Source organism: Streptomyces sp. NPDC094448, assembly GCF_044763775.1.
Lineage (GTDB): Bacteria > Actinomycetota > Actinomycetes > Streptomycetales > Streptomycetaceae > Streptomyces.
In genome coordinates this window covers 339,150-357,102 of sequence record NZ_JBIWGU010000007.1, presented here as the reverse complement: position 1 = coordinate 357,102, position 17,953 = coordinate 339,150, and the positions used below count along the sequence as shown (strand labels likewise).

General features: G+C 71.0%; 14 protein-coding genes. 13 read left to right on the top strand and 1 reads right to left on the bottom strand.

All coding sequences use genetic code 11. From position 1 onward, the window contains the following. The first annotated feature begins 195 nt into the window (after nt 1-195). From ACIQ9E_RS16325 to ACIQ9E_RS16295, 7 genes are all read left to right on the top strand, one after another. A complete protein-coding gene (locus ACIQ9E_RS16325; protein WP_403707324.1) occupies nt 196-1,536 on the top strand; it encodes a serine hydrolase domain-containing protein in 1,341 nt (446 codons plus the stop codon). Between the two features lie 182 nt (nt 1,537-1,718). Beyond that, entirely contained in the window at nt 1,719-2,387 is a 669-nt protein-coding gene (locus tag ACIQ9E_RS16320; protein ID WP_403707322.1) for a CGNR zinc finger domain-containing protein, read from the top strand. Nucleotides 2,388-2,783: 396 nt separating this feature from the next. Continuing rightward, nucleotides 2,784-3,377, top strand: coding sequence for a sigma-70 family RNA polymerase sigma factor (locus tag ACIQ9E_RS16315; protein WP_078902341.1), 594 nt, complete (start codon nt 2,784-2,786; stop codon nt 3,375-3,377). Then, complete coding sequence (locus ACIQ9E_RS16310; protein WP_403707320.1) at nt 3,374-4,195, top strand: zf-HC2 domain-containing protein; 822 nt, start codon at nt 3,374-3,376, stop codon at nt 4,193-4,195. The genes ACIQ9E_RS16315 and ACIQ9E_RS16310 overlap by 4 nt, the downstream gene beginning before the upstream one ends. Before the next feature lie 135 nt (nt 4,196-4,330). Next, the gene (locus tag ACIQ9E_RS16305; RefSeq protein ID WP_403707432.1) at nt 4,331-6,736 is read left to right on the top strand and encodes a HelD family protein; all 2,406 of its coding nucleotides are present in this window, start codon (nt 4,331-4,333) and stop codon (nt 6,734-6,736) included. A 459-nt stretch (nt 6,737-7,195) separates the two neighbouring features. Next, nucleotides 7,196-8,629 carry an NAD-dependent malic enzyme gene (locus ACIQ9E_RS16300; protein ID WP_006349038.1) on the top strand — a complete coding sequence of 478 codons (1,434 nt, stop codon included), beginning with the start codon at nt 7,196-7,198 and terminating at the stop codon, nt 8,627-8,629. Between the two features lie 342 nt (nt 8,630-8,971). Continuing rightward, the gene (locus tag ACIQ9E_RS16295) at nt 8,972-9,253 is read left to right on the top strand and encodes an HU family DNA-binding protein (protein WP_004571953.1); all 282 of its coding nucleotides are present in this window, start codon (nt 8,972-8,974) and stop codon (nt 9,251-9,253) included. A gap of 371 nt (nt 9,254-9,624) precedes the next feature. On the opposite strand, the gene murA is transcribed toward ACIQ9E_RS16295, so the two are convergent. Beyond that, nucleotides 9,625-10,968: a UDP-N-acetylglucosamine 1-carboxyvinyltransferase gene (gene murA / locus ACIQ9E_RS16290; RefSeq protein ID WP_403707317.1), complete on the bottom strand. Its 1,344-nt coding sequence runs from the start codon at nt 10,966-10,968 to the stop codon at nt 9,625-9,627. 194 nt (nt 10,969-11,162) lie between these two features. Here murA and ACIQ9E_RS16285 point away from each other — a divergent pair, with 194 nt between their 5' ends. From ACIQ9E_RS16285 to ACIQ9E_RS16260, 6 genes are all read left to right on the top strand, one after another. Then, nucleotides 11,163-11,723, top strand: coding sequence for a YqgE/AlgH family protein (locus tag ACIQ9E_RS16285; protein WP_403707315.1), 561 nt, complete (start codon nt 11,163-11,165; stop codon nt 11,721-11,723). Nucleotides 11,724-11,820: 97 nt separating this feature from the next. Next, nucleotides 11,821-12,102, top strand: coding sequence for a DUF3039 domain-containing protein (locus tag ACIQ9E_RS16280; RefSeq protein ID WP_040916167.1), 282 nt, complete (start codon nt 11,821-11,823; stop codon nt 12,100-12,102). 535 nt (nt 12,103-12,637) lie between these two features. Further along, entirely contained in the window at nt 12,638-13,942 is a 1,305-nt protein-coding gene (locus ACIQ9E_RS16275; RefSeq protein ID WP_403707313.1) for an extracellular solute-binding protein, read from the top strand. Between the two features lie 38 nt (nt 13,943-13,980). Further along, nucleotides 13,981-14,976: a carbohydrate ABC transporter permease gene (locus ACIQ9E_RS16270; RefSeq protein ID WP_403707311.1), complete on the top strand. Its 996-nt coding sequence runs from the start codon at nt 13,981-13,983 to the stop codon at nt 14,974-14,976. Nucleotides 14,977-15,134: 158 nt separating this feature from the next. Beyond that, on the top strand, nt 15,135-15,962 hold the full coding sequence (locus ACIQ9E_RS16265; protein WP_403707430.1) for a carbohydrate ABC transporter permease: 828 nt from the start codon (nt 15,135-15,137) through the stop codon (nt 15,960-15,962). 128 nt (nt 15,963-16,090) lie between these two features. Then, a complete protein-coding gene (locus ACIQ9E_RS16260) occupies nt 16,091-17,791 on the top strand; it encodes a beta-N-acetylhexosaminidase (RefSeq protein WP_403707309.1) in 1,701 nt (566 codons plus the stop codon). The last annotated feature ends 162 nt before the right edge of the window (nt 17,792-17,953 follow it).

Here is a 17,953-nt window from a genome sequence, read left to right as displayed (position 1 = left end):
TGGACCGCCGCCATGCCCGCGATCATCGCGGACGCTCACACGCCCGATCCGGGGAAGTGCACCGGGCGAAACGGGAGTTCACCCATGCCGGTGCACCTCTTCCGGTGAAACGTCGTCTACATCTGGTGACGGCGGTCGCGTCCGCGCCGCCGCTCTACGGCCGGTTTGAACGGCCTGAACAGGGAGTACGACCAGATGGTCTCAGCCAAGGTGAGCAGGGGAACCGCGTTCGGTGCCGCGCTGCTGTCGCTGCTCGCGGTCTCCGCGCAGTCCGCGGTAGCCGCACCCGCCGCACCCGCCGCACCCGCCGCACCCGGGAAGCCCGCCGCGCCGTCCGCGCCCGCGGCCCCCGTCCTGTCCGCCCCGGACCCGGACGCCCTGCGCACGGCCCTGCGGGCGGCGCTGGCGAACGGGGCGCCGGGCGCGATGGCCCGGATCGACGATGCGGGGAGCGTGCTCCGGCAGACCGAGGGCATCGCCGACCGGGCCACCGGACGGGCGATGGACACCGACGACCGCTTCCGGATCGGCAGCGTCAGCAAGACGTTCTCCGCGGTCGTCCTCCTCCAGCTCGTCGACGAGGGCGTACTGGCCCTGGACACCCCGGTGAACACCTATCTCCCCGGGCTGCTCGACCCGCGGATCACGGTCCGCCATCTGCTCAGCCACCGCACGGGCCTGTACGACTACACCAACGATATGTTCGCCGCGACCGTGCCCGGCTTCGAATCCGTCCGGAACCGCGTCTACACCTACCGGGAGCTGCTCGACCTGTCGCTGGCCAAGCCGCCGACCGTGACCCCGGGGACCACGTACTCCTACTCCAACACCAACTTCGTCGTCGCGGGCATGCTCATCGAGAAGCTGACCGGGAAGGATGTCGGAGAGGCGTACCGGAAGCGGATCATCCAGCCGCTGGACCTCGACGACACCTTCTATGTCCACCCCGAGACCGCGATCCCCGGCCGCCACGTCAAGGGCTATCTCCGGCCCGACGAGGCCGGCGCGCCGCTGGTGGACTCCACCCGGCAGACCGCCTCCTGGGCGCAGAGCGCGGGCGCGGTCGTCTCCGGCGCCGAGGACCTCAACACCTTCCTGTCGGCGCTGATGCGCGGCAAGCTCGTCTCCGGTGCCGCGCTGGCCGAGATGCGGACCTGGACACCGGTCAACTCCACCCAGGGGTACGGGCTCGGGCTGCGGCGCCGCGACCTGTCCTGCGGGGTTTCGGTGTACGGGCACACCGGTACGGTCCAGGGGTATTACACCTTCGCCTTCACCTCGGCGGACGGGAAGCGGTCGATCACGTCCTTCGCCAACACCTCCAACAACGGGACCGTGCTGAATACGCTGCCGAGGACGCTGGAGGCGGCGTTCTGCGGTGCCACGCCCGTCAAGACCGCGGGCACCGCCAAGACGGCCGGCACCGTCAAGACCGTCAAGACCGCTGAATCTGCGGACAGCGCGCGCAGCGCGGCCACCGGCGGGTCCGCCGTCGAGCGGTACGAGGACATCGCCCCGGGCATCGCCCTGCGGTAGTCCGGCTCCGGAGCACCGCGCGGGGCGGGTACCGGTTCCTGCCGGGCCCGCCTCCGTGGTACGCCCCCGGCCGCCCGGCCCGGGGCCGTACGAACCGGCCTGAACCAGGGGTTCCGGGCGCCGCGCGGCGGGGGCACTCTGGACGGGAGACCCGGCGGCGACCCCAAGGCGGTGAGAGGGGCATGGCGGCACGTGCGGCAGACCCGGCGGAGCGGGTGACCGGCTCCGGTACGGCGGATGGCGCGGACGGACCGGCCGGTCGGCCCTGGCGGTTCGACACCGGACGGCTCTGTCTGGACCTGGTCGCCACCGAGGACCCCGCCCCGGGCGCGGGCCCCCGGGACGAGCCCCTGGCCGGAGCGGGCGGACTGCGGCGCTGGCTGGTCGGTGCCGAACTGGTGCCGCCCGGGACCCCGCTGCCCGCCGACTGCCCCGCCTGGGTCCAGCGGTTCACCGAGCTTCGCGGCCATCTCGCCCAAGTGGTGCGCGCCGAGATCGAAGGCCGCCCCGCCCCCGCGGCCGCCGCGCTGGAGCGGGTGAACGCCCTGGCCGTCGCGGCGCCGCCGGCGGTCAGGGCCGTACGGGACGCCGGTGGCGCCCTGGTCCGGACGCTCGCACGGGCCCCCGAATGCGCCGAACTCCTCGCCGTCGTCGCCCGGGACGCGGTCGAACTGCTCACCGATCCGGCGGCCCGCGCCCTGCTGCGGCAGTGCGAGGGCGAGAGCTGCCGCCGGGTGTACGTCGACACCTCCCGGGGCAGCCGCCGCCGCTGGTGCTCCAGCGAGGTCTGCGGAAACCGGGAACGGGTGGCCCGCCACCGGCGCCGGGCGGCGGCCCTCGCCCGTACCTGAGAGACTCCGGGATCCGCCCGCGACACCCCGACCTGCTAAGGCGCCACACCCCGACCTGCTAAGGCGCCACACCCCGCCCGGCAAAGGCGTCACGGCCCCGGGCAAAGGGCACCACGACACCGCGCAAAGGGTGACACGGCACCGGATCTCCCCCGTGTCCGGAACGTCTTCGCGTCAAGGTGAACCGTTTCACACCTCCCTACGTAAAGCCTGGTGAACGGCGTCTCCGCGGGCGCCGGACACCGGAGGAATGAAGGGCAAAAAGGGCGATCCCCCGGACGCGAGCCGGACCACGGGGGAACTTTTTCCGGTCGGGTTGAGCGCCTCGGCGTTCCCTTCCGTAAAGGACGGGGACAAGCAGTCAGCCGACGCCAAGTCAAGGTCTCGACCGGGAGGTTGCAGGTGCGCAAGGATGCCGCCGTGGCCGATGACCGTCCGCAGAGGGCTCGCCATCGCAGCACGAAGCCACGCCATGCCTCCTCACTGCCTGACGAGGAGTTGGTGCGGGCGCTCTACCGCGAACACGCGGGACCTCTGCTCGCCTATGTGCTGCGTCTCGTCGCGGGCGACCGCCAGCGGGCCGAGGACGTGGTGCAGGAGACGCTCATCCGTGCCTGGAAGAACGCCGGTCAGCTCAACCGGGCGACCGGCTCTGTCCGACCCTGGCTGGTGACGGTCGCGCGGCGCATCGTCATCGACGGCCACCGCAGCCGGCAGGCCCGGCCGCAGGAGGTGGACCCGTCGCCGCTGGAGGTCATGCCCGCGGAGGACGAGATCGACAAGGCGTTGTGGCTGATGACGCTCTCGGATGCGCTGGACGATTTGACGCCCGCGCACCGGGAAGTACTTCTTGAAACGTACTTCAAGGGCCGTACGGTCAATGAGGCGGCCGAGACGCTCGGCATACCCAGTGGCACGGTCCGCTCGCGGGTGTTCTACGCACTGCGTTCCATGAAGCTCGCACTGGAAGAGAGGGGGGTCACAGCATGACCATGCGGGGGCAGGACTCGATTCACGACGCCGTCGGGGCGTATGTGCTCGGGGTCCTGGACGACGCGGACGTCTCCGCGTTCGAGGCGCATCTGGCGGGATGCGATATCTGTGCGGTCCATGTGGAGGAGTTCTCCGGACTGGAACCGATGCTGGCCGCCCTGGCCGACGCCCCCGTCCCGCCCGCCGCCTCCCCCCAGCTCCGCCGAGTCGGGCCCCCGGCGGCAGCGACTCCGCCGCTCCGGTCCCTGCCCGTGCTGCCGGGACCGCCGGGCCCCCGGATCCTCGGCGGGGTGCTGGACGAGGTCGCGGGGCAGCGGGCCGCCCGGCGCAGGCGCGGCCGGTATCTGGTCGCGGCCGCCGCGGCGCTGGTCGTCGCCGTCCCCGTGACGACGTATGCGCTCATCCGGGACGGCGACGCGCCGAAGGGGGGCGTGGCGGCCCACCCCGCCTTCCCGGCCGAGGACGCCTTCTTCCGGCATATGCCCGAGAAGATCCGCGCGACCGATCCCACGACCCGGGTGTCCGCGGCCGTCGGCCTGGAGAAGAAGGGCTGGGGGACGCACGCGGTGCTGGAACTGAAAGGGGTCAAGGGGCCCCTGAAGTGCAATCTTGTCGCCGTGTCCAAGACCGGCGAGGAGGAGGTCATCACCTCCTGGTCCGTCCCCCGATGGGGTTACGGCATCCCGGACGGCCCCTCGGACGCCTCCAAGGCCCCGCTGTACGTGCACGGCGGGGCCGCGATGGACCGCGCGGACATCGACCGCTTCGAGGTACGTACCTTCGACAACCAGAAACTGGTCGAGATAGACGCCTGACCGGCGCCTGACAGAAGGCTCCCCTTCGCGTACGGTTGACGGCTGCCCAGTGCACGTCAGAAGGGGGCCTCGGTGGCCAGGCACAATGCCGCTGCGGACACGGCCGGTGACCCGGCCGCCGATACCGGCGAGGGAATCACCGGTACGGACCAGGGAACGGCCGGTGACTCCGTCCGCGACCGGGAGATCGCCGTCGAACAGGAACATCTCGACCGGGTGTACGTACGCCTGGAGGAGAAGATCCACGAGGCGGAGTTCCTGATGCACGACGCCGCCCGGCTCGGCCAGGTCGGCACCCCCGGCGCGCTCGCCGAGCGCGATGCCCAGGTCTTCCGGGCCGGGGTCCATCTCAACCGTCTGCACGCCGAGTACGAGGACTTCCTCTTCGGCCGCATCGACCTGCTGTACGGCAAGGACGGCAAACGCGGCCCGGACGGCGCCTACACCTCGGTGGAGCCCGCGGACGACGCCGTACGCCCCGACAACACCGCCGATATCGGCGAGACGCTGCACATCGGCCGGATGGGTGTTCTCGACGAGGAGTACGCGCCGCTGGTCATCGACTGGCGGGCGCCCGCCGCCGCGCCCTTCTACCGGGCGACCCCCGTCGATCCGGGCCGGGTGGTACGCCGCCGGGTGATCCGCTCCAAGGGCCGCCGGGTCCTCGGCGTCGAGGACGATCTGATGCGCCCGGAGCTGACCGCGAGCCTCGGCGGCCGGGAGCTGGCCGCGATCGGCGACGGCGCGCTGATGGCCGCGCTGGGGCGGGCCCGCGGCCACACGATGCGGGACATCGTCTCGTCCATCCAGGCCGAACAGGATCTGGTGGTCCGGGCGCCCGCCGCGTCGATCACCTATGTGGAGGGCGGTCCGGGCACCGGGAAGACCGCCGTCGCCCTGCACCGGGCGGCCTATCTGCTCTACCAGGACCGGCGGCGGTACGCGGGCGGCATCCTGATCGTCTCTCCGACGCCGCTGCTGGTCGCCTACACGGAGGGCGTGCTGCCGTCCCTCGGTGAGGAGGGGCAGGTCGCGATCCGCGCCGTGGGCAGTCTGGTCGACGGCGCCGATGCGACGGTCTACGACGATCCGGCGGTGGCCCGGGTCAAGGGTTCGTCCCGGATGGCCGCCGTACTCCGCAAAGCCGCCCGGGGCGCCCTGGAACTGCCGCCCGCCGCCGGACGCGGGACGGAGCAGGGGCAGCTCGCCTTCGGGGACGACGACGGCGACGGCGATGACGAGAACGGCACCCCCGCCCCGGTACGGACGGATCTGCTGCGGGTCGTCGCCTTCGGCCGGCGTCTTGAGCTGGACGCCGCCGAACTGAAGCGCATCCGCGGAACCGTCCTCAGCGGTACGGCCCCGGTCAATCTGCTGCGTCCCAGGGCCCGCAGACTGCTGCTGGACGCGCTGTACGCCCGTTCGGGTTCGGCCGGACGGCACTCCGACCCCGAGCTGGCGGCCGAACTGCGCTCCTCCTTCGACGAGGACGTGACCGGCGAGGACTCCTTCGCCGCCTTCCTCGACGCTTGGTGGCCGGAGCTGACCCCGCGCGCGGTGCTCGCCGCGATGGCCGACGAGCGGCGGCTCGGACGGTGGGCGCGCCGGGTGCTGAACCCCGGAGAGGTCCGCCGGGTCGCCCGCTCCCTGAAGCGCGTGGGCGCGGACGGCGGCGGCCCGCTGTCGGTGCACGACGTCGCCCTCCTCGACGAGCTGCACACCCTGCTCGGCACTCCGGCCCGGCCCCGCAAGAAGCGGGAGTACGACCCGCTGGACCAGCTCACCGGCCTGGAGGAGCTGATGCCGCGGCGCGAGGAGACCCAGCGCGAGCGGGCCGAGCGGCTGGCGGCGGAGCGTACCGAATACGCCCATGTCATCGTCGACGAGGCGCAGGACGTGACGCCCATGCAGTGGCGCATGATCGGCCGCCGCGGACGGCACGCCACCTGGACCGTCGTGGGCGATCCCGCGCAGTCGTCGTGGCCGGAGCCGGAGGACGCGGCGGCGGCCAGGGACGAGGCGCTCGGCACCCGCCCGCGGCGGCGGTTCGAACTGACCGTGAACTACCGCAACCCGGCGGAGATCGCGGAGCTGGCGGCGAAGGTGCTGGCCAGGGCCATGCCGGGGGCGCAGTCCCCGTCCGCGGTGCGGTCCACCGGGGTGGAGCCGCGGTTCGCCCGTGCGGACGGTTCGCCGGGCGCCGGGGAGCTGGGGGCGGTGGTACGGGCGGAAGCCGCGCGGCTGCTGGGCCGGGTCGACGGGACCGTCGGCGTGGTCGTCGCGATGGACCGCCGCGAAGAGGCGGCCGGCTGGCTGGCCGGGCTGGGGGACCGGGTGGTCGCGCTGGGGTCCCTGGAGGCCAAGGGCCTGGAGTACGACGCGTCGATCGTGGTGGCGCCCGCGGAGATCGCGGGCGGCAGCGAGGCGGGGCTGCGGGTGCTGTACGTGGCGCTGACCCGGGCGACCCGGGAGCTGACGGTGGTGACGGCGGACGCCGACGAGCCGGACGCGGCGGGCGTTCCGGAGCTGCTGCGCGACTGAGGTACGCCGTCCCGGGGGACCGGACCCACGGCGGTTGCCCCGGTCGGCGGATCGGTCGGGGCGACCCGGCTGCGAACCGCGATCCGTTTGTTAGCCTTGGGGTTGGCACCGGCTCGATCCAAGCCCCCGGGCCCAACCTTCGTCGCTTCGAGCGACCACTTGCCGCGAGGCGAGCATGGCGGGTCGGTGCTGCTAGTTCATCGGATCAGGTCCGCGTCCCTCCGGGGCGCGGGCCTGATCGCGTTTCCCGGGCGTGGCGGGGGCGGAACGGCGGATGGGAACCCCCGCACCCCACCGGGAATCCCGTATCACGGAAGTGTGTTTCCAAAAACAATACGACCACTATTACCTGCTACTGGCAGGTAGGTGCGACCATCGGAGTGCGCCGCCGAGGCCAGCGTCCCGTACGCGACCTCGGCGGTGGAGCGACAGAGCTAGGGAAAGCAGAGGAATCCGGCCATGGCAACGGCGCCAAGCGTCTCGTACTCGATGACGGTCCGGCTGGAGGTGCCCGCGAGCGGAACCGCGGTCTCCCAGCTCACCACGGCGGTGGAATCCTCCGGAGGATCCGTCACCGGCCTCGATGTCACCGCCTCCGGGCACGAGAAGCTGCGGATCGACGTGACGATCGCGGCCACCTCCACCGCGCACGCCGACGAGATCGTCGAGGGCCTGCGGTCCATCGAGGGCGTCGTCCTCGGGAAGGTCTCCGACCGGACCTTCCTGATGCACCTCGGCGGCAAGATCGAAATGCAGTCGAAGCACCCGATCCGGAACCGCGACGACCTCTCGATGATCTACACGCCCGGCGTCGCCCGGGTCTGCATGGCCATCGCCGAGAACCCCGAGGACGCCCGCCGCCTCACCATCAAGCGGAACTCCGTCGCCGTGGTCACCGACGGCTCCGCCGTACTCGGTCTCGGCAATATCGGCCCCAAGGCCGCCCTGCCGGTCATGGAGGGCAAGGCCGCCCTCTTCAAGCGGTTCGCCGGGATCGATGCCTGGCCGCTCTGCCTCGACACCCAGGACACCGACGAGATCGTGGCGATCGTCAAGGCGATCGCGCCCGGGTTCGCCGGGATCAACCTGGAGGACATCTCCGCCCCCCGCTGCTTCGAGATCGAAGCCCGGCTGCGCGAGGCCCTCGACATCCCCGTCTTCCACGACGACCAGCACGGCACCGCCATCGTGGTCCTCGCCGCGCTGACGAACGCGCTGCGCGTGGTCGGCAAGGCCGTCTCGGATGTACGGGTCGTCATGTCCGGTGCCGGCGCCGCCGGTACGGCCATTCTCAAGCTGCTGATCGCCGCCGGGGTCAAGCACGCCGTCGTCGCCGATATCCACGGTGTGGTCCACGCCGGCCGCCACGACCTGGTCGACGCCGCGCCGGGCTCCGCCCTCCGCTGGATCGCCGACAACACCAACCCCGAAGGCGCCACCGGCACCCTCAAGGAGGCCGTGGTCGGCGCCGATGTCTTCATCGGCGTCTCCGCGCCCAATCTGCTCGGTGCCGAGGACGTCTCCGCGATGGCCGACGACGCCATCGTCTTCGCGCTCGCGAACCCGGACCCGGAGGTCGACCCCGCCGTCGCCCGCCGTACCGCCGCCGTCGTGGCCACCGGCCGCTCCGACTTCCCCAACCAGATCAACAATGTGCTGGTCTTCCCGGGCGTCTTCCGCGGTCTGCTGGACGCCCAGTCCCGGACCGTCAACACCGAGATGATGCTCGCCGCCGCGGCGGCCCTCGCGGACGTCGTCACCGAGGACGAGCTGAACCCCAACTACATCATTCCTTCGGTCTTCAACGACAAGGTCGCGGGTGCCGTCGCCGGCGCCGTGCGGACCGCGGCCAAGGCCGCGGCCGCCGATGTGACGGCTGCCACCCCCGTCTGACCTCGGGTCTTCGGCGCGTCGCGGGGTGCGGCGCGCCTGCCCCCGATCTAGGGTGGCCGGAAGCATGGGCCCGCGTGGCTGCGTTGCGTCCCCGCCGTGTCGACGCAACGTCACCACGGCGGGCCGGTGGCGCTTTTCGTGTGATCCAGGAGGGTGCCGGATTGGCGTTCCCGCCATTGGTGGAGGCAGGATGCTGCTCCGAGGACCCGCGTCCCTGGGGAGATTCCACCGGACAGGGCGGGGCCGCTGACGGACCCCCTGACCGGTGGACTGTCGGAGGGCCCTGGCAGCATCGGCTTCGATCTCACGCCTCACAGGCAAAAGAAACACGGGAGTAAGAACATGAACCGCAGTGAGCTGGTGGCCGCGCTGGCCGACCGCGCCGAGGTGACCCGCAAGGACGCCGACGCCGTGCTGGCCGCCCTCGCCGAGACCGTCGGCGAGGTCGTCGCCAAGGGCGACGAGAAGGTCACCATCCCCGGCTTCCTGACCTTCGAGCGCACCCACCGTGCCGCTCGCACCGCGCGCAACCCGCAGACGGGCGACCCGATCCAGATCCCCGCGGGCTACAGCGTGAAGGTCTCGGCGGGCTCGAAGCTGAAGGAAGCCGCCAAGGGCAAGTAACCCTTCCGGCCGAACGGCCCGAACGGCATCGAGGGGCGGTCACCAGGGCCTGGTGACCGCCCCTTCGCGTACCCGCGCGGCCGGTGCCCGAGGCCGGGTGGGCACATGCGCACGCACTGCCCGCGCCACCACCGCGCCACCACCGTGCCGGTGCCGGTGCCACCGCCGTGTCGTTGCCGTGCCGGTGCCGGGATTTCGCAGGCCGCAGGCCCGTACACCCGTACGGAGCAGTCCGGCCGGCCCCCTCGCATACCTGGTCCTGCGCGCCGCCCGCGGCTGTACGGAGGCGGCCGGGAGCCGCCCGTACGCAAAAGGCCGGGGCGCCCCCCCCTGGAGGAGGAGCGCCCCGGCCGCAGAACGGTCCGACGGGATTACAGAAGCGAACCCGCCTTGGGCAGTTCCACCTTCGCGCCGAGATCGCCCAGTTTGGCCATGAAGTTCTCGTAGCCGCGGTTGATCAGGTCGATACCGTGCACCCGGGACGTGCCCTGGGCCGCCAGCGCCGCGATCAGATACGAGAAGCCGCCCCGCAGGTCCGGGATGACCAGATCCGCGCCCTGGAGCTTGGTGGGGCCGGAGACGACGGCCGAGTGCAGGAAGTTGCGCTGGCCGAACCGGCAGTCGGAGCCGCCGAGGCATTCGCGGTAGAGCTGGATATGGGCGCCCATCTGGTTGAGCGCGGAGGTGAAGCCCAGCCGGGACTCGTAGACCGTCTCGTGGACGATGGAGAGCCCGGACGCCTGGGTGAGGGCCACCACCAGCGGCTGCTGCCAGTCGGTCTGGAAACCGGGGTGGACGTCCGTCTCCAGGGCGATGGCGTTGAGGGAGCCGCCCGGGTGCCAGAAGCGGATGCCCTCGTCGTCGATCTCGAACGCGCCGCCCACCTTGCGGTAGGTGTTGAGGAACGTCATCATCGACCGCTGCTGCGCGCCGCGGACGTAGATATTGCCCTCGGTGGCCAGCGCCGCGGAGGCCCAGGACGCGGCCTCCAGCCGGTCCGACAGCGCCCGGTGGGTGTAGCCGGAGAGCCGGTCCACACCGGTGATCCGGATCGTGCGGTCGGTGTCCATCGAGATGATGGCGCCCATTTTCTGCAGGACGCAGATCAGGTCTTCGATCTCGGGCTCGACCGCCGCGTTGGACAGTTCGGTGACGCCCTCCGCGAGGACCGCGGTCAGCAGCACCTGCTCGGTGGAGCCGACCGAGGGGTACGGCAGTCGGATCTTGCAGCCGCGCAGCCGCTGCGGGGCCTCCAGATACTGGCCGTCGTCCCGCTTCTCGATCTTCGCGCCGAACTGGCGGAGCACGTCGAAGTGGAAGTCGATCGGCCGGCCGCCGATATCGCAGCCGCCGAGGCCGGGGATGAAGGCGTGGCCCAGCCGGTGCAGCAGCGGTCCGCAGAAGAGGATCGGGATCCGGGACGAACCCGCGTGGGCGTCGATGTCCGCGACGTTGGCGGACTCCACATACGTCGGGTCGAGGACCAGTTCACCGGGCTCGTCGCCGGGGCGGACGGTCACCCCGTGCAGCTGGAGCAGCCCCCGCACCACCCGCACGTCGCGGATGTCGGGCACATTGCGCAGTCTGCTCGGTTCACTGCCGAGAAGAGCGGCGACCATCGCCTTCGGCACCAGGTTCTTGGCGCCGCGGACGCGGATCTCGCCCTCCAGCGGGGTTCCGCCGTGGACAAGCAGTACATCGTCTGTGCCGGTCATGAATCTCGCGTTCCGGAGTGGTCGGGCAGGGGGCCAGAGAAAAGGGTAAGGGGCCGGTGCCCCTGCCCGGTCAGGGCGGGGAGGGCCGGACAGGTCATGATTCGGGTACAGCACCCTCGGTCGGCCCATCGTGGCGGAGCGTCACCACCGGGGCCGGGTCCCGCGGCGGGCGCCGATGCGGGATCATTGCCCGCATGGCCGAGGTGTCCTCGCTCACCGGGCGACTGCTCGTCGCCACCCCCGCCCTCGCGGATCCGAACTTCGACCGCGCGGTCGTCCTGCTGCTCGACCACGACGAGGAGGGTTCCCTCGGCGTGGTCCTCAACCGGCCCACGCCCGTCGGCGTCGGTGACATCCTCCGGCCGTGGGAGGACCTCGCGGGGGAGCCCGGGGTGGTGTTCCAGGGCGGCCCCGTCTCCCTCGACTCCGCGCTCGGGATCGCCGTCATCCCCGGCGAGGAGGGTCCGCTCGGCTGGCGCCGGGTGCACGGGGCGATCGGGCTGGTCGATCTGGAGGCGCCGCCGGAGCTGGTCGGAGCGGCGCTCGGCTCGCTGCGGATCTTCGCCGGGTACGCGGGCTGGGGCCCCGGCCAGTTGGAGACCGAGCTGGAGGAGGGCGCCTGGTACGTGGTGGAGTCCGAACCGGGCGATGTGTCGTCGCCGCGGCCGGAGCAGCTGTGGCGGGCGGTGCTGCGACGGCAGCGCAGCGAGCTGGCGATGTTCGCGACGTATCCGGACGACCCCTCCCTCAACTGACGGTCCGGCCGGGGTCCGGCCGTACCGCGGTCCGGGTGCCGTACGGGCCTTGGGGATGGCGCTTCCCCGGCCCGGGACCCGGGTACCCTTGGAGTTCATGAGCACTCTTGAGCCCGGGCAGGGGACAGGGACGGGAACCCTCGTAGAGCCGACGCCGAAGTTGTCCCACGGCGACGGCGATCACGAGCGCTTCGCCCACTACGTCCAGAAGGACAAGATCATGGCGAGTGCCCTCGACGGCACTCCCGTGGTGGCGCTGTGCGGAAAGGTCTGGGTGCCGGGGCGCGACCCCAAGAAGTACCCGGTCTGTCCTCTCTGCAAGGAGATCTACGACTCCATGGGGCCCGGCGGCGACAAGGGCGGCAAGGACAAGAAGTAGGCCGTTTTCCGGACGTGATCCGGGATCCCGCCCGGATTCCGTGCGGATTCCTTGCGGTATCCCGGCTCGCCGGCCGGCCCGGCCCTCGCCGGTCTGCTCCGTCCGCTCCGGTCCGCCTTGGTCGGCACCCGGGCTTCCGGTCGGTCCGGCGCCGGGAGCCGTCCGGGCGCAGGACGGGTGCGGCGGTGTGTGCAGCGGGTACGGCGTACGGCGAGTAAGGCCCGATCGGGGTCGGAATCCGGCCATGATCGGAGCATCGCCGGGGGTGATTTCGGCCCACCCGGGCCCGCTTCCGCGGCGGCTTTAAACCTTCTTCACGGCCCTGGGGGCACGCGACTCGCGTGCCCCCAGGGCCGTTTTTGCTGTCTTCCGGGGTTTTTGTCGTCCGTTGCACAGGATGCTTCGCCCGGTCACAGAGTGGTTGAGACCACTTGTCGATGCGTTTGAGCCGTTCTATGTTCACCGGTGTTGTGCAGCACGAAACACGCGTTGCATATGTCGCAACGCGCTTCGCACTCTCTCCGAGGGACCGCCAATGAAGCTCCGCTCCCGCATCGCCGTACCGGTCACCGCTTTCGTCCTTGCCGGCCTCACCGCCACCGCCTGCGCCCCCCAGACCTCCGACAACAGCTCGTCGAAGGACGAGAAGTCCGGCACGCTGCGGGTCTGGCTGTTCCAGGAGGTCAACAACGACCCCAAGAAGAAGGTCGTGGACGAGGCGATCGCCGGCTTCACCAAGAAGCACAAGGACACCAAGGTCGAGGTCGAGTACATCCCGGTCGAGACCCGTGCCCAGCGCATCAAGGCCGCCTTCAACGACCCGAAGAGCGCGCCCGACGTGATCGAGTACGGCAATACGGACACCGCCGGTTATGTGAAGGACGGCGGGCTCGCCGATGTGTCCAAGGAGTTCGGCGAGTGGGCCGACGCCAAGGACACCGACCCGACGGCCAAGCAGTCCGTCACGGTCGGCGGCAAGGTCTACGGCGCCCCCTTCTTCGTCGGCGTCCGCGCGCTGTACTACCGCACCGACGTCTTCAAGGAGCTGGGCCTCAAGCCGCCGACCAGCCAGGCGGAGCTGATCGCGACGGCCAAGCAGATCCGCAAGGCCAAGCCGCAGATGTACGGTCTCGCGGTCGGCGGCACCTACCTCTACGGCGCGATGCCGTTCATCTGGTCCAACGGCGGTGAGATAGCCACCGAGAGCGGCGGGAAGTACCAGGCCGCGATCAACAGCGCCGAGGCCAAGAAGGGCATCACGGCGTACACGTCCCTCTTCGGCGACGACAACTGTCCCGCCGCCAAGTGCGCGACGATGGGCGGCAACGCCACCGTCACCGCCTTCGCCTCCGGCACCGCCGCCATGGCCATCGGCGGCGACTTCAGCCACGCGGCCGTCGAGGCCGGTGCCGTCAAGGGCAAGTACGCGGTCGTCCCGCTGCCCGGCACCAAGTCCGGCGAGATCGCCCCCGCCTTCGCGGGCGGCAACAACATCGGTGTCCTCAAGAGCAGCTCCCACCGCACCCTCGCGGTCGACCTGATGAAGTCCTTCGCGGACAAGAACATCCAGCGCAAGCTCTTCGACGCCATGGGCTTCCTGCCGACCTACACCGACGTCCGCAACGAGGTCGCCGCCAAGGAGCCCTTCGTCAAGCCGTTCGTCGACACGCTCGCCTCCGGGGCCAAGTTCGTCCCCGCCTCCTCGGCCTGGGGCCAGATCGACGCCTCCACGGTGCTGCCCACGATGTTCCAGGAGATCGTCAGCGGCAAGAAGGACGTCGCGACGGCCGCGGACGACGCCGCCAAGAAGATGGACGCCGCGTTCTCGGCCGCGGGCTGACCGGACCGGACCCCGACGGAACCGGAGAGCACACCGATATGACGCACGAAGCGACAGCGGAGCCGGGCGCGGTGAAGACCGCCGCCCCGGCTGCGGCCGGCGCCCCGGACGGGCGCCGGTCCGGCCGGACCGGCACACGGCGGGGCGGCGCGGGGCGGCGCGGCAGCGGGTGGACGCCCTGGCTGTATCTGGCGCCCGCGCTCGTCGTCCTCGCCGGACTGCTGGTCTACCCGATCTACCAGCTCGGCCTGATTTCCTTCCTCGAGTACACCCAGGCCCAGGTCAGCGGCGGTGAACCCACCACCTTCAAGGGGCTGGGCAACTACCAGGAACTCTTCTCCGACCGGCAGTTCTGGGACGTCCTGCTGGCGACGGTGGTCTTCGCCGCCGCCTGTGTGATCGCCACCCTGGCCGTCGGCTGCGCCCTGGCCGTCCTGCTCACCAGGATCCGGGCGCTGCCCCGGCTGCTGCTGATGATGGCCGCGCTGGGCGCCTGGGCGACCCCCGCGATCACCGGCTCCACGGTCTGGGTCTTCCTCTTCGACCCGGACTACGGCCCGGTGAACCGGCTGCTCGGGCTCGGCGACCACTCGTGGACGTACGACCGGTACAGCGCATTCGCCCTCGTCCTGTTCGAGGTCGTCTGGTGCTCGTTCCCGTTCGTCATGGTGACCGTGTACGCGGGCATCAAGGCGATCCCCTCCGAGGTGCTGGAGGCGGCTTCGCTGGACGGCGCCTCCCAGTGGCGCATCTGGCGTTCGATCATCGCGCCGATGCTCCGGCCCATTCTGGTGGTCGTCACCATCCAGTCGATCATCTGGGACTTCAAGGTCTTCACCCAGATCTATGTGATGACCTCCGGCGGCGGTATCGCCGGACAGAATCTCGTCCTCAACGTGTACGCGTACCAGAAGGCCTTCGCCTCCTCGCAGTACAGCCTGGGCTCGGCCATCGGCGTCGTGATGCTGCTGATTCTGCTGGCCGTCACGCTCGTCTATCTGCGGCTCATGCGACGCCAGGGAGAAGAACTGTGAGCAGCACCGTGAACGCTCCCGCGAACGAGCCGGACGAGGCCCCCGGCACGGACTCCGCAACGGTGTCCGGGAAGGCGGCCGGAAAGCCGGCCGGGAAGGCGGCCGGAAGGGCGGCCGGGAAGGCGGGAGGCGGCTTTGCGGTCCGCCGCGGGGGGCCGCTGATCCGCCGCCCCTGGCGGCTCGCCGCCGAGATCTCGGCCGTTCTCATCGCCGTCGTGGTGGCCTTTCCGCTCTACTGGATGGTGCTGTCGGCGTTCAAACCGGCGGGCGAGATCCAGTCCACCGACGCCAAGCCCTGGACGCTCAATCCGTCCCTGGACTCCTTCCGCCGGGTCTTCGAGCAGCAGGAATTCGGGCGGTATTTCCTCAACAGCCTGATGGTGGCCGGAGCGGTCGTCCTGGCGTCCGCGCTGATCGCCTTCCTGGCGGCGACGGCGGTCACCCGCTTCCGTTTCAAGTTCCGTACGACGCTGCTCATCATGTTCCTGGTCGCGCAGATGGTCCCGATCGAAGCGCTGACCATTCCGATGTTCTTCCTGATGCGCGATCTGGGGCAGCTCAACACCCTCTGGTCGCTGATCCTGCCGCATATCGCGTTCTCCCTGCCGTTCGCGATCTGGATGCTCCGGGGATTCGTCAAGGCGGTCCCCGAGGCGCTGGAGGAAGCCGCGTACATCGACGGCGCCAGCCGTACCCGCTTCCTGTGGCAGATCCTGTTCCCGCTGGTGTTCCCCGGTCTCGTGGCCACCAGTGTGTTCTCGTTCATCTCCACCTGGAACGACTTCCTCTTCGCGAAGTCGTTCATCATCAGCGACACTTCCCAGTCGACGCTGCCGATGGCGCTGCTCGTCTTCTTCAAACCGGACGAGAACGACTGGGGAGGAATCATGGCCGGGTCGACCGTGATGACGATCCCGGTGCTGATTTTCTTCGTACTCGTACAGCGGCGGCTGGTCTCCGGACTGGGTGGCGCGGTCAAGGACTGAGCGGTACCGGGGGAGCGGGGGGCAAAAAGGGGGCCTAAGGAACCGGCGCCGCCGGGACGACCCCAACCGGCCCGAGCGACCCGACACGAGACGACCCGAGACGATCCGAGAGGAAGGCTGAAGACGGTATGAGCGACACAGCAGCGACGGCGGGAGCCGGAGAGCGTACGGCAGGTTCCGGGGGGCCCGTGGGGGCCGCCGGACTGATCCCCGCCCCGGTGTCCGTCACCGCGGTGCCGGACGGCGGGACGTTCACCGCCGACACCGCCACCGCGCTCGCCGCGGGCCCGGGTACGGAGACCACGGAGCGCTGGCTGCGGGGCACCGTCGGCGGCGCCCTCGGACTGCCGCTGCCGCCCGGCCCGGCCGGGGCGCCCAACACGGTGACGCTCGTCGTCGACGCGGAGCTGGCGCCCGAGGCGTACCGCCTGACCGTCACCGCCGGCATCGGGGTGGAGATCCGCGGCGGCAGCGGCGCCGGGGTGTTCTGGGGTGCCCAGACCCTGCGCCAGCTCCTCGGCCCGGGGGCCTTCCGGGCCGCGCCGGGCGCCGGATCGGCGATCCCCGCGATCCCCGCGCAGACCGTCGCGGACGAGCCGCGGTTCGGCTGGCGCGGGCTGATGCTCGACGTGTCCCGGCACTTCACCGCCAAGAGCGACGTCCTGCGGATGCTCGACCTGATCGCCGCCCACAAGCTGAACGTCTTCCACTTCCACCTCACCGACGACCAGGGCTGGCGTATCGAGATCAAGCGCCACCCCCGGCTCACCGAGGTCGGCGCCTGGCGGCCGCGGACGAAGTGGGGCCACCGGGCCTCGGAGCTGTGGGACGAGAAGCCGTACGGCGGCTACTACACCCAGGACGACATCCGGGAGATCGTCGCGTACGCCGCCGAGCGGCATATCCGGGTGGTGCCCGAGATCGACCTCCCCGGGCACTCCCAGGCCGCGATCGCCGCCTATCCGGAACTCGGCAACACCGATGTCCTCGACACCTCGAAGCTGGAGCCGTGGGGCGACTGGGGCGTCAGCCCGAACGTCCTCGCCCCCACCGAGGACGTCCTGCGGTTCTACGAGGGCGTGCTGGAGGAGGTCCTGGACCTCTTCCCGGCCGAGGTGTCGCCCTTCGTCCACATGGGCGGCGACGAATGCCCCAAGGACCAGTGGAAGGCGTCCCCGGCGGCGCAGGCCCGGATCGCGGAGCTGGGCGTAGGCGACGAGGACGGCCTCCAGTCCTGGTTCATCCGCCACTTCGACACCTGGCTGGCCGAGCGCGGCCGCCGGCTCATCGGCTGGGACGAGATCCTGGAGGGCGGGCTCGCACCGGGCGCCGCGGTCTCCTCCTGGCGCGGCTACGGGGGCGGTATCGAGGCCGCGCGGGCGGGCCATGACGTGGTGATGTGCCCCGAGCAGCAGGTCTATCTGGACCACCGCCAGCACGGCGGGCCGGACGAGCCGATGCCGATCGGCTACGTCCGCACCCTGGAGGACGTCTACCGCTTCGAGCCCGTTCCGCCGAGCCTGGAACCGGAGGCGGCGGCCCGGGTCCTGGGCACTCAGGCGAACGTCTGGACCGAGGTCATGCAGGACCGTTCCCGCATCGACTACCAGGTCTTCCCGCGGCTCGCGGCCTTCGCCGAGGTCGCCTGGTCGCCGCTGGGCGCCCCGGCGGACCGGGACTGGGCCGGATTCGAGGGCCGGATGGGCGCGCACTATCCGCGGCTTGAGGCGCTCGGCGTCGACTACCGGCGCCCCGCCGGTCCGCTGCCCTGGCAGAAGCGTCCGGGCATCAAGGGCCGTCCGATCGAAGGGGCCCCGCCGAACGTGTGACGCCGTCGGTGCCGGAGCCCGTGAACGGGGCCGGGTGCCGGGCTGTGTCCCCGCGCCCGGCCCCGTCGGCATGCCCCGACAGCCCGGCCGGTCCGCCGGGTTCACCCGGTTCGCGCCGCCACGGCCTCGCCCACCGGAACACGGCTCGGGCGGTGCTTTCCG